Raw genomic sequence first — 15,729 nt, 5'->3', positions numbered from 1 at the left:
TTTATTCTTTACGCACCCTTCAGTACGGCGTCAAAATCTGCACCATTCAAATCTGGTGATGTACAGAGCATATCTCTTGCCAGTGCGCGGCGGCGGTTAAGAAGCTCATCTAATGTCTCTTCAAATGTTGTAATTTCGCTGTCTCTTACCGTTGGGTAATACACAAATACATCTTTTGTTTGCCCAATTCGATATGCCCTGTCGGTTGCCTGATCTTCTTTGGCCGGATTCCAGCAACGGGTGAAATGAATAACGTGATTAGCTTTCTGGACGTTAACCCCAAAACCAACCGCGACCGTGGAGAGAATAATTACGCCGAAGCCGGGTTGAGCCTGGAAATCATCAATCAATCGCTGACGGCTGTTCTGGCTCTGACTTTTGGTGCTGGTATCACCATTGATAATCACCGGACGGAAACCAAAACGCTGTTGAATAGCATGTTGGACTTCGCGCTGAAGATCGCGCAGCTCAGTAAAGATAATCACCTTGTCTTTACTGGTGTGTTTAATTTCATCCAGCGTTTTCAGCATCCAGTTAAGTTTTGGCGACCCTTCCCGATATCGAGGCTCAGGGTTAACAACTGCCGGGTGCGCGCATATGAGTTTGAGACGATGTAATAACCCTAACATTCCCGCACCTGCCTGCTGCATTCCCTCGCTGAGCGCCTGTTGTTGTTGCCAGTTTGCAATCGAAGAAAGATACAGTTGCTTTTGAGGGCCAGAAAGCGGCAGTTGCTTACAGCTGATAACTTCGATTTTTTGCGGTAAGTCACGCGCAACTTCTTCTTTAGTTCGGCGTAATGTCTGGGGTTCAATCAACGCCCTTAAACTTTCAAGCCGCTCTGTATCACGGCCCGCTTCGTTCTCGATAGGGCGAACATAGTGTTTGCCAAATTCATTGAGCGCCCCTAACAGACCAGGTTGAGCGAAATCAAAGAGGCTCCAGAGGTCTACAAGCGTGTTTTCGACAGGCGTGCCGGTACATGCCACTTTGAATCTTGCTTGTATCGCATTGGCTGCATGAGTGATTAATGCTGCCGGGTTCTTTATTTTTTGTGCCTCGTCGCAGACCATGATGGACCATGGCTGGCGCGCCAGTGAGAACTCCTGATCGCGAAGCGTTTCGTAGGTCGTCAGAATGATTTTCGCCTCACCCTGCCAGCCGGGTTTGAGCAGATTTTTGATTCCCTGAGACTGCAGATGAGCAGGAATAGCCTGTTTCGGGTATTTTACCGCTTTGATGGTGTCGCCATACAATTTCATCACCGAAATCCCAGAGGTGTAGAAGAAATTGTCGAGTTCGCGTTCCCAGTTATCCAAAAGAGAAACGGGGGCAACGATGAGGCTTGGTGGCTCGTCAGAGAATTTTTCAATGAACCACACCAGGAAGCTCAGGATCTGCAGCGTTTTCCCCAGCCCCATATCATCCGCTAACAGGCAACCTGCAGTTTCCTGAGGTGAGCGAAGGAAAAGCTGCTGAAGCCAGGCCACACCTTCACGTTGATGGTCTTTGAGCCGGATGTGCTCTTTCAGGCTCAGTGGAATTTCAGGTTCAGCATGGCGGGCATTCAGGAGTGAATTTCGGCGCTGTTTAATGTAAACCGCTTCTTCAATATTCTGTTCAATTTTGAGCACTGCCCGGGCCGCTTTTTCAACAACATTGCCCTCTGATTCATGTGCCGCATTTTGTTGTTTTTCCCAGTTCTTACTGAAGGTTTTCGCCGCATCCAGTGGCAGTTCAGTCTCATTCCAGGGGGAGATGATATGCGTTTCGCCAGTTGCTTCTGCCTGGGTGATTCTCTCCTGCAGTTCATCAAAATGCTGCAGGTTATCAGGTTGCCAACCATCCAGTGTTTCAACCGAAAACTCGGAGAAGTCGATGTCATCAGGAAGCCAGTTTTCACTTTTTGCCTTGGTCAGCCAGGGTGAGGATATTTTTTCGAACTCACCAATGCCGATAACGCGATCGCCATATTTATTCAGATCCAGGACATCGTTAAATTCCTTGCCCTCGACTTCCTGTTGCCAACGCAACAACAGCGACTGGCAATCATGCCATTGTTGTTCAGTGAATTGGCTCAGTTCCAGTTCGTAACCCTGCCAGGAACCCGCTGGCATTTGCGCGGCAACGCTGATCCCTACGGCCTGAACAAATTTTTCCAGTTCCCATGGAGCAGAGAAGAGGAATGACGTCTCGGGTTGTGGCACCGGTGAGACAGGTTCAAGCATTAGCGTAATGCTCTCTATCTTATTCTCATCATTGATTTGGGGTTGAAGCCTAAAGTGATGAAAGAAAATATGGGCATCAAACAGTGCTTGTTCGTGTTCCTCGGGGGCAATAACACTGGCGGCATCTTCACCCAGGAAAGTGTAGGGGTTGCGAACAAAGGAAAGCGCTTCACTACCGGCCACCCGACGGCCTGGGATTGCGTGTATTGAATTCAGGACGTCTTTCACTTCGGGTGGGATGATGACATGGCTGAGTTCGCCGTTCTCTCCGGGAATACGGTAGCTATCGTGAACCTGTGAGTTCTTGTCAAAGCTGCCGAGCCAGTTAGCGGGCTGGTCCTCGAAGTGTGGCTCAATCTCGATAACGGCAGTATCAGCAATTGTTGCCTTACGCAGGCGTAATGATAACGACGTCGGTTTGATAACGTGCGTCTTTTCTAAATAGTCATCAAATTTTGCGGCAGCTTGTTTCGCACATTTGCGAATAGCGGCCCATCCCAGCTGGTTAGTGGTTTCGCCAGTCGACTGAATTTGCTGGGTACTAAGCTGCTCTATTGCTTGTAAGAGTGCCCAGTTTTCCCGCGATAACAGGTACTGTTGATTTTCATAAGTAAAAATAGCGCCGGTACGATTGAAACGAATCGACTGGCGTGCAGGAACCGAAATCCACTCCGCTATCCAGACTCGAAAATCACTATCGCTTAATGCCCCTCGCGAACTCAGGCTTGCACGTAATGGTAATACCTCAGGGATGCCAATAAGAGGCAGACTGCTGGAATGTTCCTCGTCTTCCAGTAATCGATACAAGGCATCCCAGCTCAATAACCAGCGGTCTGTGAGTGATATCAGATAGTCTTCTTCTGCCAGTTGTTCAATCCAGGATGCCAGCGCCCAAAGCTCTGAGTCATCAATCAACGATTGTGGAAAACTGAGCCCGCTTTCCTCAATTTGGTACTGATTCTTCAGGTGGCGTTCTATCTGCTGACGGTTTCCCGTCAGTTTACTTAACAGACGTTTCAGCATTATTTGATCCAATAGCGATGCGGTTCTTTGGTCACAGGGGCGAAACCGAGTCGAAGCAACTCTCTTTCTGTTGTGTCGTCAGCTGATTTGAGCTGAACGGACAGCACTCCACCTTTTTGTCGGTTATCGCTGACGATGCATGAGGTATTTTCAACCAGGCGCTGTATTGCTGTATCCCGCAATGGATTGATGATTTTGATGTCAGATACCGAGGCGGGTGAGGGCGCTTTGTTATCTACAAATTTGACGGGCTCTTCAGCCATCCAGCGGATACCCAGCTGACGTAATTCATCGTCATATTTCAGCATCCAGCCAGTGATTCGGGTCTTGTTGTACCCTTCGGCTCGTGGGGTATGTGGAAGACGAAGTACATTACGGTATTTATCTTTTAATTGGATATTAATATCTAATGTGTGTGACTCCGGGTTAAATGGAGCCTGACTCACCCGGTAGGCATACATTGCGTTCCCCGTCCCGGAAAACTCAACGAAAATGTAGTCGTTAATCTGCATGATCATGGCATTATCAAAACTACGCCCACCGCGCAAATGACTTAGTCGCCCACGATTCTCCTCGCGGAATTTCACAAAGTCGCTGCCACGATCTTGCCAGGCATCCGGTCCCATCACGATACGGGTGAATCCCATCTGATTCGCGAAACGTAGCCAATAGTGCAGCCTTGCCTGGTCAACGTCGCCATTGCCGCGTAACAGCTCAAAGAAATGCATCAGATCCTGTTTTGCCAACCAGCCTCGCACCATCGCTGCGACGGGTTCAGAAACATACTGATGCCATTTGTTCTGTTGGCTTTTCAGTTGCGGGTTATCCCAGTATTCCAGGGCGGCCTGTTTCAGAGCGGAATGTGCTTGATCGCGATAGGTAGAATGGTAATAGCGGGTCAGCGTCGCCGTTATGATGTCATCGCGAAAACGTACCCACTGCGCCGCCAGGCCTAATAGCCAACTGATTTTGTCCAGATATTGCGGATCGTCCAGAGTATCAAGCTGCGCCAGCAACACCGTAAAAATACGCTTCCATAACCAGCTGCTATCGGGGATTTGCGCTATTTTTTCTAATGATGATAAGGAGTTGCTTTCACCGGAAAGGAGCTGCTGGGATATTACACCGCCAGCTTGAGGCGTAAAAATGTCGTGATAAAACTCAATGGTTTTCATCCACGACTTTTCTCTGCGGATAGCGGCTTTTACTACGGGGTACCCCCTGGCGATATGCCCACGCAGTACACACCAGTGCGGGTTTGTTTCTGGCGATTCGTGTTTGTAGGCAAAATAACTTGAACAGAGTGCTGCCCATTCCTTGCGCTTCAGTGACTTAGATTCAATCTGTTTTTTGATAGCACTGTCTACATGTGGGAAGAATGTATCATCTTCCAGTAATACTGGCCTGTCAGGATAGAGCGGATCGGTATCGGCGAGGCCATAAAACACCATCCGCCATTCACGAGCAGTCAGATCTTCCGCAAGACGAAAACGACGCAGGGCTGCCAGCCGCATTTCATGAGGCGGTGGAGGGATTTTCTCTGCCTTATCAAGCCGTTTTTCCATGTCGAGACCCGCAGAGGTCAGAGCATGAAAATCATTACGCAGGAAATTATCATCCTGCTGGCTGGAGGACAGTTTAGCCGCTATGCGTTGTGCAAGAGAACTCAGCGCGGGCGTCATTGCGGCATTACCAGCTGGCAAACTTCTTTATTAACGACCGGAGGGAAATCCACCTCCTCGGCCCCATCACGTTTATCCTTGAGTCCAAAGAACTGCATGCGCAACTCAACGCGGCGACTGGCTTCTTTGCTCTCTTTCGCGTTATTAAACGAAACCCCACCGGCCAGGAAAAGTTTTCGAATTTGGATCTGCTGCTCCGCAGAGATGCTGTTTTGCAAAGGGCTACGGCTATCGAGCAAACTGCACATCACCCACTCAGAGCGCTGCAGGGAGAGATGCAGGTTGTAAAGGTACGAGCCGTCGGTATCGGTAAACCCTTCAATCACGATCTGCTTAAACCACTTTTTGCCTTCTTCGCTGTCAGAGGCCTCCAGCACCAGCGGAACGACATCCTGGAGTGCTTTTTGCCCTTCCGCATTCAGGAAAAAACGGTTGTGGTCGAAACGACCTGCCTCGCCAAAGCTGATACGGTTATCGTGGCAATCCACCACGATGGTTTTATTCACACTGCGGGCATGCAGCTCCAGGCGCTCGCATAATCTGGCGATATCCTGCCCCCTGACTTTTTCCCCTTGCTCCGCGCGTTGAATACGCTGTGTAACGGAGCTCAGCGACGCGACCATCACCACCAGAAATAACACCATCATGGCGGTCATCAGATCGGCGTAAGAAATCCAGAAGGGCTTCTCAGCTTCATCACTGCGGCGCTTTTTAACGCCAAATGCATTCCCAAACATCAGCGGTCACTCCTTAAGCACGAACACGTGACAGAACATCATCAAGCTCGCTGACGCTATCTGCGATCTGCTCGACAGAACCCCCTAATAGAGCGGTGGCATTAGCCAGCTCTTTGTCCAACTTGCCAAGTGTTTGGTCCAGGCTTCTGGATACTCCCCCTGCGAAATCTTCAAACCCTTTTCCGAGCACGTCACTGACATTCTCCATGAAGGTCTGCGCTTCGCGGTTATAGCTCTGCAAGCGTTCACCGTGCTGTTTGAGATCGGTGATGAACTGGCTGCGGGTGGTTTGTTCAGACTGGGTATTTGCGGCGAGCAACTCCAGCATGGCAATGGATTTGCTGACGGCTTCCCGATTGTTTCTGTAATCGGCTACTACCGAAGAGAGTTCGCTGGTGGCAAGCGAAAGCGATGAACCCGCCGATTGCGCTTTATTCAACACGTCAGCCGTAAGGTGATTCGCTTCCGACACTTTATCGCCTGCATGTTCAAAACGTTCGGCGGCAATACGCATTTTGTCCGCGCCGTTTTGCATATCCTGAATCTGGCGATTGGTCTGTTCTGCGAGTTTGTTAAGGGTATCGGTAGTGCCCTGATGCTGGCTGGCAACGGTTTCAATCAGCTGTTTGATCTGATCGTCTACTTCACTCATCACTCGCTGCGTCTGTTCGTGCAGGGACTGCTGATTAGCCTGCTGGTTCGCTGATATCTGTTGCTGACCATTGTCAATCTGACCAAACAGACTGCCCAACTGATCCCCGAGTGCTTCGACAGAGGCCGCCATTTTTTCCATCGTGGCACTTTGGCCCTGCTGCACTGAATTCTGAATGGCTTCAATAAAGGCGGACATATGTTCTGCCTGGGCTTTTTCCCGCGCCTCGCTGTCGGCAAACATTTTCTCAAGCTGGCGCGCCATACGTTCACCGGCACCTTCGCCTTCAGCACCGATTTTGGCGACAGAGGACTGTAAGCTGGTAAGCATGTCATTCATGCCAGCCTGCATGGCCTGTTGGCCCGATTTCATTTCTGAGAGCAGCTGTTCAATTAACTGTGCGCTGCCCTGGCGGGAATCGTCGCTGACCTGACGCATATCCTGCAGCAGAGCGGAGAACCCGCTTTGCATCGTCTGGATCGCCCCGACGGTTTGCCCCATCATTTCGTTGAGATTGGTAAACTGCTGGCCAAAGGTGGTATCGAGCTTCGCCATAAACGCGGTCAGCACATCCTGCAGCATGTTTTGTACCATGCCGCTTTGATCGCCGCTGGCGGTCTGAACTGCACCCGCAATTTTATCCAGCGGTGACTTCAGGCTATTTTCAATTGCGCCGCTCACCTGGTCGGCAAACTGCGCGCCTGATTCGCGATAGGTGTTGCTCAATGTATTCGCGAGGCGTTCATTTTCAACTTTCTGGCTTTCGGCGAGATGCAGCAGCATGTCGCGAAGATCGGTGACCAGGCTCTCTTTCAGGTGGCGCGCCTGAGTGGCGCTTTCGTTGCTGGATTTCACCAGTGAGGCGAGATACTCCTCACCCACGCCGCTGACATATAGCTTGTCGATGGAAGCGGTAAACTTTTCCAGATACTTATAGCACTTCGCCAGAGAAAATTTCTCCAGCCATGTGACGACGATGGATGCAAAAATAGCAACCGCAGAACCAAGGAAAGCGTACAGCACATCGTGCAGCAGATTATTGACGCTGCTGGCGACCTGCTCCGGCGTGCTGGGGTCAAAGTGGTTCAGGCCAATCATCAACCCATAGAACGTACCGATAATCCCCACACCGGTCAGAATGCCGGGGAGATGCTTGAAGAATTCGGTGTTGAGTGGAATGTCTACAAGTTGCTGCTCTGAAAAGTAGCTAGCGCTGGGTGCTGTCGCGCGAATTTTGACAATCTTCTCTTCGCTGCCGACCAGTTCGTGCTGGGGGTGCAGGGATTCAGCAAACTCATTCCAGGCGTGTTTCAGTTCCGGCTGCACAAACAAATTTTGTAAGTGCTGAAGTTGATCTTCAGGCTCGTTCTTTTCAATACTATTAATTGAATGTGTATATTTTTTTAATCTATTAACAATGTTAATAGATCTGATCAGGTAAAAAAGAATAAAACAGAGAAATGCAAAACTGACAAGGCCGATAACGGTTGCTGGCACCATATAAGGCTGCACAGAGGTTAGCGCCAGTAAGACGGAATTAAGCCAGGACATAGTTTTACCTGTTTTATATTAAATACACACACAGAATAACCATCGACAACATTTTGATTACCTTTAATCAAAATCGACGCGCGGCTACACACTTTCAACACTTTTCAAATTTATCGTTTCGATGCTGCAGAACGGGTGTTGTTGCCCTGGGGATGAACTGCGTATTGGGCGAGAGCACTGATGTTGCATACGAAACGGCGGTTTAGTTTCCTATTATTCACCTCTCAAATGCAAACTTCTTTACGTTGTGTCGTTTGTAATCGTTCCTGTTCCGGGTATCATTTTGCGAACTGCATTCCAAAATCGTATTTGCAATATGGCATCGTTGCGTTTTCGCTGCGATCTGCCTCGAGGATTTTTATGAACAACGCCGAACAACAGTTCCTGAACGAGCTGGATAACAAATTCTGGAAGGCCGCCGACAAGCTGCGCGCCAATATGGATGCCGCCAACTACAAGCACGTGGTGCTGGGGCTTATCTTCCTGAAGTATGTATCCGATGCCTTTGAGGCCCGTCAGCAGGAGCTCATTACTCTGTTCCGCGATGTTGGCAACCCGGACAACATCTACGCCATGTCGCGTGACGGTTACGACTCTGATGAAGAGTATGCGCAGGCGATTGTTGATGAACTGGAAGTGGAAGATTACTACACCGAAAAGAACATCTTCTGGGTGCCAAAAGCCGCGCGCTGGGACACGCTGAAAAACAAAGCCATGCTGCCAACCGGCACGGTGCTGTGGGTGGATGAAGCCACCGGGAATGACGTCAAGCTGCGCTCCGTCTCCTGGCTGGTGGACAATGCCTTAGATGAAATCGAAAAAACCAACCCGAAGCTGAAAGGTATTCTGAACCGCATCAGCCAATATCAGTTGGGTAACGAGGTGCTAACCGGGCTGATTAATACTTTCTCGGATGCCAACTTCAGCAATCCGGAATATAACGGCGAGAAGCTCAACTTAAAGAGCAAAGATATTCTCGGCCACGTTTACGAGTACTTCCTCGGCCAGTTCGCGCTGGCAGAAGGTAAGCAGGGCGGCCAGTATTACACGCCAAAAAGCATCGTTACCCTGATTGTCGAATGCTTACAGCCGTATAACGGCCGTGTGTACGATCCGGCGATGGGCTCGGGCGGGTTCTTTGTTTCCAGCGACCGCTTTATTGAAGAGCACGCGGGCGAGAAGCAGTACAACGCCGCCGAGCAGAAGCAGAAAATCTCCGTTTACGGTCAGGAGTCCAACCCGACCACCTGGAAACTGGCGGCGATGAACATGGCGATCCGTGGCATCGACTTTAACTTCGGCAGTAAAAACGCCGATACCCTGCTGGACGACCAGCATCCGGATCTGCGTGCAGACTTCGTGATGGCTAACCCGCCGTTCAACATGAAGGAGTGGTGGAGCGCGAAGCTGGAAAACGACGTGCGCTGGAAGTACGGCACCCCGCCGCAGGGCAATGCCAACTTCGCGTGGATGCAGCACATGATCCACCACCTGGCCCCGAAAGGCTCGATGGCGCTGCTGCTGGCTAACGGCTCTATGAGCTCCAATACCAACAACGAAGGCGAGATCCGTCGCAACCTGATCGAGGCCGATCTGGTGGAGTGCATGGTGGCGCTGCCAGGTCAGCTGTTTACCAACACCCAAATCCCGGCCTGTATCTGGTTCCTGACTAAAGACAAAACCGGCGGCAACGGCAAAGCGCACCGCAAAGGCGAAGTGCTATTTATCGATGCCCGCCAGATTGGCTTTATGAAAGACCGCGTACTGCGTGATTTTAGCCGCGAAGATATTGCCAAAATCGCCGATACCTTCCACGCCTGGCAGGCGGATAAAGACTACTAAGACGAAGCAGGATTCTGCTTCTCCGCAACGCTGGAAGATATTCAGAAAAACGACTTTGTGCTGACCCCTGGGCGCTATGTCGGTGCCGCAGAGCAGGATGAAGACGATGAACCGTTTGCCGAGAAGATGGCGCGACTGACGGCGCAGCTCAAAGATCAGCTGGAAGAGAGCGCGAAGCTGGAAGAACAGATTAAGGCGAATCTGGGGGAGTTAGGTTATGAGTTCTAAATGGCCTGTTGTACTAATAGATGACATTAAAGCTGATTTAAAAAATGCAATCACGATTGGCCCTTTTGGGTCAAGAATGAAAAGTGATTGCTATGTTGAATCTGGTATTCCGGTTATTCGGGGGACGAATCTAGGTCCGACACCTAATTTTATAAATGAATTTGTATACATAACCATAGATAAAGCAGATGAACTAGCATCATGCAATGTATATAAAAATGATTTAGTATTTCCTCATAGGGGTTCAATAGGGGAAGTCGGTATTGTAGAACATGATAAAAGATACGTTCTTTCAAGCAGCCTCATGAAGCTAACATGTGACCCCCATAAAGCATGTCCCAAATATATATATTATTTCTTTAAAAGTAATCAGGGGCGACATGAGTTACTCAAAAATTCATCTCAAGTTGGTACGCCTGGGATTGGCCAACCATTGTCTTCCCTTAAAGCTATCGAATTACCTTTGCCAACATTAAATGAACAATCGAAAATAGCGAAAATTCTCGGGGAGTTAGATGAAAAAATAGAACTTAATCAAGTAATCAACCAAACCCTGGAACAAATGGCGCAAGCCCTGTTCAAAAGCTGGTTTGTCGATTTTGAACCGGTAAAAGCCAAAATGGCAGCGCTGGAAGCGGGTGGTTCGCAGGAAGACGCGACGCTTGCCGCCATGACGGCGATTTCCGGGAAAGATGCTGATGCGCTGACGGTATTTGAGCATGAACACCCTGAGCAATATGCCGAGATAAAAGCCACGGCAGAACTGTTTCCGTCTGCAATGCAGGAGAGTGAGTTAGGGGGGGGGCCGGAAGGGTGGAAATTCCAACCTTTTGGAGAGCTTTTATCTCATACAATCGGGGGAGACTGGGGTAAAGATGAATCTGATGATAAGCATAAAATGCCAGTGCGTATTATTCGAGGAACAGATATTCCTAATATAAAGTCTTGCCAAGATAGCAATGTTCCTTTTCGTTATGTAGAAGAGAAAAAATTAAAAACACGTAGTCTAAATGCTGGTGATATTGTTATTGAAGTATCAGGAGGCAGCCCGACTCAACCCACAGGCCGTTCTATCTATGTTACTGATGAGATTCTTAAGCGACTATCACTACCTGTGGAGCCTGCAAGTTTTTGCCGACTTTTCCGTCCAAAAAGTAAGGAGTTAGGCATGGTTTTGGGCCTTCATCTTGAGAAGATTTATCAAGATGGGAAAACATGGTTATATCAAAATCAAAGTACTGGGATTAGTAATTTTCAGACAAAAGTGTTTTTAGAAAATGAGATGGTTGCTGTTGCGCAATCCGAAATTTTAAAGTTGTTTTACAAAGCAACGCTGCCTTTTGTTAAATTAATGCACTCTTCTGAGAATATAAAGTTAACCCAACTCCGCGACACCCTTCTCCCCAAACTCCTCTCCGGCGAAATCACCCTGCCGGAAGCCGAGCAGGCGGTAAGCGAGGCGGAAAATGTATAAAGTCGATACGCCGACCAACAGCCTGCACTCTCTGCAAGAGGTGTCGTTCAGCAGCCTTGGTTATACCGAGCGCTATCACCTGCAGGAGTGGCTGGCGAAGAACCCTCAGGCGTTGACCCGCGATAACGATGATGAACTGCTGATCATCCAGAAAGAGTTCGCCGGTTTTGACGACACCAAAGAGCGCCTTGACCTGCTGGCGATCGATAAACAACGCAACCTGGTGATCATCGAAAACAAGCTCGATGACTCCGGGCGCGATGTGGTGTGGCAAGCGCTGAAATATGCCGGCTACTGCGCCAACCTGCGCAAAGAACAGATCCTCGACATCTTCCAGCTCTATCTCGATAAATACGAACCGGAAGAGACTCGCCCGGCGGCGGAAGTGATGGCCGAGTTTCTGGAGTGTGAAAGCCTGGATGAAGTGCAAATCAACCAGAGCCGCACGCAGCGAGTGATGATGGTGGCAGCCAGCTTCCGCAAAGAAGTGACCAATACCGCACTGTGGCTGATGCAGTTTGGTCTGCGGGTGCAGTGCTTTAAGGTTAAGCCGTATAAATTCAACGACGATGTGTTCGTTGATATTCGCCAGGTGATCCCGACGCCGGAAGCCGAATCCTTCATGATCGGCATGGCGCAGAAGGAAGCCGAAGAGCAATCCACCAGCGGTGGAGTTAAAGCTATCCTGATGATCCGCAAAGCCTTCTGGACCAAAACCCTTGAGCGTCTTAAAGCCAGCTCCTGCACGTTGTACAACAATATCAGCCCGTCGACCGACCATTGGATCAGCGCGGGTTCCGGTATCAGCGCCGTTTCTTGGAATCTAATTTTCAGTAAAAAAGAGAGTCGCGTTGAACTGTGGATTGCCAAATCCTCGGCGGAGAGCAACACCTTTGCGTTTAACTGGCTCTATGAGCATAAAGAGGCGATTGAAAATACCTTTGGTCAGGCGCTGAAATGGGAGCCGCTTCCAGGCAAAAAATCGTGCCGAATCTCTTTCGCCACGCCCGCCACCAGCCTCGACGAGAGCAACTGGCCAGCAATGATCGACTGGCTGCTGGTTAACCTGACGGCGTTTGAAAAAGCGCTCGATCCCTTTATCGCCCCACTGAATATGGCGCTTAAAGATATTTCTAATGCGCCGGAAGAGACGGAAGAACCTGAGACAGAGGAAGCCTGATGCTGAGCGAAGACGATTTAGAGCAGCAATGCCTGAAATGGTTTGCTGAACAGGACTGGGAAGTGCTGCACGGGCCGGATATCGCGCCGGACGGCGACAACCCGCTGCGTGAATCATTCCATGATGTGTTTCTGCGCCCGGTGATGCTGGAGCAGCTGAAAACCATCAATCCCCATCTCCCTGTTTCCGTGCTGGAAGAGGTGATACTGCGTATTACCCGCCCCGAAAGCCCGGATCTGGTCGTCAGCAATAAGGCCTTTCACCATCTGCTGCTTGACGGCGTCCCCGTTGAGTACAAGCGTGAAGACAAGACGGTTCACGATAAAGCGCTGCTGATGGATTTTAACCATCCCGGCAATAACCGCTTTATGGTCGTGAATCAGGTCGCTATTCAGGGGATAAAACAGGTCCGTCGTCCGGATATCATTGGTTATATCAACGGCCTGCCGGTGGCGGTGATTGAGCTGAAAAGCCCGATTGATGCCAATGCCGATATCTGGGCTGCGTTTAACCAGCTCCAGACCTATAAAAACGAACTCAGCGACCTGTTTATCTGCAACGAAGCGCTGGTGGTGAGCGATGGGCAAAATGCGCGTATTGGCTCGCTCACTGCTGACGAAGAGCGTTTTCTACCGTGGAAAACTGTGGCTAACGAAGACGATAAGCCACAGTTTGACTGGCAGTTGCAAACGGTCGTGAAGGGCTTCTTTAACCGTGCGCTTCTGCTCGATTACATTCGTTACTTTGTGTTGTTCGAAAATGACGGCAAACGCCTCATCAAAAAGATTGCCGCCTATCACCAGTTCCACGCGGTGCGTGAAGCTGTCGCGGCGACGATTGTGGCGTCTACCGGCAAACATCTGCCGCTGCGCAGTAACATTACTCCCGGCAGTAAAAAAGCGGGTGTGGTGTGGCATACACAGGGATCCGGCAAAAGTATCTCTATGTGCTGCTACGCCGGAAAGCTATTGCAACAGGCGGAGATGAACAACCCGACCATCGTGGTGGTGACGGATCGTAACGATCTGGACGGGCAACTCTATGCAACCTTTTGTCAGGCGCAAGATTTACTGAAGCAAACGCCTTTACAGGCCAACGACCGCGACGAGCTGCGTGAGCTGCTTAATGCCCGCGAATCCGGCGGCATCATCTTTACCACCGTGCAAAAGTTTGCGCCGCTGGACAGCGAGCAGAGCCATCCGGCCCTCAACCTGCGCACCAACATCGTGGTGATTTCCGATGAAGCGCACCGCAGCCAGTATGGCCTGAGCGCCACGCTGGACCGCGAAACCGGGGTCTACAAATACGGCTACGCCAAACACATGCGCGATGCGCTGCCGAATGCGTCGTTTATGGGCTTTACCGGTACGCCGATTGCGTCTGAAGATAAAGATACCCGTGCCGTATTCGGCGATTACGTCTCTATCTACGATATTCAGGATGCGGTTGATGATGGCGCAACGGTACCGATTTACTACGAATCCCGGCTGGCAAAACTCGACCTGAATCATGAGGAGCTGGAAACGCTCTCCGACAAGGTGGATGAGCTGGTGGAAGATGAAGAGACGGGTCAGCAGGAGAAAACCAAAGGTGACTGGAGTCGTCTGGAAAAGCTGGTGGGTTCAGAGCCGCGTATCAAACAGGTTGCCGCCGATCTGGTTCAGCACTTTGAAACACGCAATGCGGCCATGAACGGCAAGGCGATGATTGTGGCCATGAGCCGTGATATCTGTGTGAAGCTCTACAACGCCATCACAGAGATCCGTCCGGACTGGCACAGCACGGATGTTGAACAAGGCGCGATCAAAGTCATTATGACCGGCTCAGCATCAGACAAAGACCATCTTCAGCCGCACATCTACAACAAGCAGACTAAAAAGCGTCTTGAAGCCCGCTTTAAGGATTTGAACGATCCGCTGAAGCTGGTGATTGTCCGTGATATGTGGCTGACCGGGTTTGATGCGCCGTGCTGCCACACCATGTATATCGACAAGCCGATGCGCGGTCATAACCTGATGCAGGCTATTGCGCGCGTTAACCGCGTGTTCCGCGATAAACCCGGCGGGCTGGTGGTGGATTACATTGGTATCGCCAACGAACTGAAGCAGGCGCTAAAAACCTACACGGATTCGAAAGGGAAAGGGCAGACTACCGTCGATGCGCGGGAAGCTTTTGCCATTCTGTTGGAAAAAATCGATGTCATTCACGGGATGTTTGCGCCGTCAGCAGGAAAACCCGGCTTTAGCTACGAAGGCTTTTCTCGCGATCCATTAGCGTTCTTGCGCGATGCCGTTAACTACATTCTGGGTCTGGATGACGGTAAAAAGCGTTATCTCGACGTTTCACTGGCGATGAGTAAAGCCTGGTCGCTCTGTAACACCCTTGATGAAGCTGAACCCTTACAGGAGGAGTTCGCGTTCCTTTCGGCGGTCAGAGTGGGGCTTATCAAACTTGATCCAAAGGCAAAATTTAGCCAGTCAGAAAAGAACTCGCTGCTGAGCAAGATCCTCGATAACGCGGTTGTCGCTACAGGCGTTGAGGATGTTTTTGCTCTGGCCGGGTTGGATAAGCCAAACATAGGGTTGCTGTCCGATGAGTTCCTGGAAGAAGTGCGGGAAATGCCGCAACGCAACCTGGCGGTGGAACTGCTGGAAAAACTGCTTAATGACGGTATTCATGCTCGCTCCGGAAATAACATAGTGCAGCAGAAGAAATACTCCGACCGCCTGAAAGCCGTGCTGCTCAAATACAATAACCGGGCGATTGAAACCGCACAGGTGATTGAAGAGTTGATCCAGATGGCGAAAGCGTTCCAGGAGGCGATGGAGCGCGATGATGCGCTGGGCTTAAACCAGGACGAAATCGCTTTCTACGATGCGCTGGTGGAAAACGAAAGCGCGGTGCGTGAACTGGGCGATGAAACGCTAAGAAAGCTGGCTATTGAGGTCACACGACAGCTGCGGAAATCTACCACCGTCGACTGGCAGGTACGTGAAAGCGTGCGTGCGCGGCTGCGTATTCTGGTGCGCCAGACCCTGCGTAAGTACAAGTATCCGCCGGATAAAACAGCGGGTGCCGTAGAGCTGATTTTGAAGCAGGCGGAAGTGGTGTCGAACAGCTGGACGTCATAGC

At 50.4% G+C, this 15,729-nt stretch carries 7 protein-coding genes and 1 pseudogene; 4 read left to right on the top strand and 4 right to left on the bottom strand.

Annotated features, from left to right (window positions below):
• Positions 1 to 8: 8 nt before the first annotated feature.
• The 4 genes from zorD to zorA1 are packed head-to-tail and all read right to left on the bottom strand — an operon-like array spanning position 9 to position 7,873.
• Complete coding sequence (gene zorD / locus WFO70_RS12325; RefSeq protein ID WP_337016482.1) at positions 9 to 3,251, bottom strand: type I Zorya anti-phage system protein ZorD; 3,243 nt, start codon at positions 3,249 to 3,251, stop codon at positions 9 to 11.
• Entirely contained in the window at positions 3,251 to 4,933 is a 1,683-nt protein-coding gene (gene zorC, locus WFO70_RS12320) for a type I Zorya anti-phage system protein ZorC (RefSeq protein WP_337016480.1), read from the bottom strand. The genes zorD and zorC overlap by 1 nt, the downstream gene beginning before the upstream one ends.
• Entirely contained in the window at positions 4,930 to 5,670 is a 741-nt protein-coding gene (gene zorB1, locus WFO70_RS12315) for a type I Zorya anti-phage system protein ZorB1 (protein WP_262802443.1), read from the bottom strand. The genes zorC and zorB1 overlap by 4 nt, the downstream gene beginning before the upstream one ends.
• Before the next feature lie 13 nt (positions 5,671 to 5,683).
• Entirely contained in the window at positions 5,684 to 7,873 is a 2,190-nt protein-coding gene (gene zorA1, locus WFO70_RS12310) for a type I Zorya anti-phage system protein ZorA1 (RefSeq protein ID WP_337016476.1), read from the bottom strand.
• A gap of 360 nt (positions 7,874 to 8,233) precedes the next feature.
• On the opposite strand from zorA1, the pseudogene WFO70_RS12305 reads away from it, so the two are divergent.
• The 4 genes and pseudogenes from WFO70_RS12305 to WFO70_RS12290 all read left to right on the top strand — a co-directional run bounded on the left by WFO70_RS12305 (position 8,234) and on the right by WFO70_RS12290 (position 15,728).
• Positions 8,234 to 9,943: pseudogene (locus WFO70_RS12305) on the top strand (class I SAM-dependent DNA methyltransferase).
• Positions 9,933 to 11,417, top strand: coding sequence for a restriction endonuclease subunit S (locus tag WFO70_RS12300; RefSeq protein WP_337016474.1), 1,485 nt, complete (start codon positions 9,933 to 9,935; stop codon positions 11,415 to 11,417). Before WFO70_RS12305 ends, WFO70_RS12300 begins: the two are co-directional and overlap by 11 nt.
• Positions 11,410 to 12,597 carry a DUF4268 domain-containing protein gene (locus WFO70_RS12295; RefSeq protein ID WP_337016472.1) on the top strand — a complete coding sequence of 396 codons (1,188 nt, stop codon included), beginning with the start codon at positions 11,410 to 11,412 and terminating at the stop codon, positions 12,595 to 12,597. The genes WFO70_RS12300 and WFO70_RS12295 overlap by 8 nt, the downstream gene beginning before the upstream one ends.
• Positions 12,597 to 15,728: a type I restriction endonuclease subunit R gene (locus WFO70_RS12290; RefSeq protein ID WP_337016469.1), complete on the top strand. Its 3,132-nt coding sequence runs from the start codon at positions 12,597 to 12,599 to the stop codon at positions 15,726 to 15,728. The genes WFO70_RS12295 and WFO70_RS12290 overlap by 1 nt, the downstream gene beginning before the upstream one ends.
• Position 15,729: the final 1 nt, after the last annotated feature.

Source organism: Leclercia sp. AS011, assembly GCF_037152535.1.
GTDB lineage: Bacteria > Pseudomonadota > Gammaproteobacteria > Enterobacterales > Enterobacteriaceae > Enterobacter.
The sequence above is the reverse complement of the archived record's forward strand: the minus strand, read 5'-3'. Positions and strand labels throughout refer to the sequence as shown.

Excerpts from the sequence above, each read along its gene's own strand:
- zorD (WP_337016482.1), bottom strand. The coding sequence starts at position 3,251 with ATGCTGAAACGTCTGTTAAGTAAACTGACGGGAAACCGTCAGCAGATA.
- zorC (WP_337016480.1), bottom strand. The coding sequence starts at position 4,933 with ATGACGCCCGCGCTGAGTTCTCTTGCACAACGCATAGCGGCTAAACTG.
- zorB1 (WP_262802443.1), bottom strand. The coding sequence starts at position 5,670 with ATGTTTGGGAATGCATTTGGCGTTAAAAAGCGCCGCAGTGATGAAGCT.
- zorA1 (WP_337016476.1), bottom strand. The coding sequence starts at position 7,873 with ATGTCCTGGCTTAATTCCGTCTTACTGGCGCTAACCTCTGTGCAGCCT.
- WFO70_RS12300 (WP_337016474.1), top strand. The coding sequence starts at position 9,933 with ATGAGTTCTAAATGGCCTGTTGTACTAATAGATGACATTAAAGCTGAT.
- WFO70_RS12295 (WP_337016472.1), top strand. The coding sequence starts at position 11,410 with ATGTATAAAGTCGATACGCCGACCAACAGCCTGCACTCTCTGCAAGAG.
- WFO70_RS12290 (WP_337016469.1), top strand. The coding sequence starts at position 12,597 with ATGCTGAGCGAAGACGATTTAGAGCAGCAATGCCTGAAATGGTTTGCT.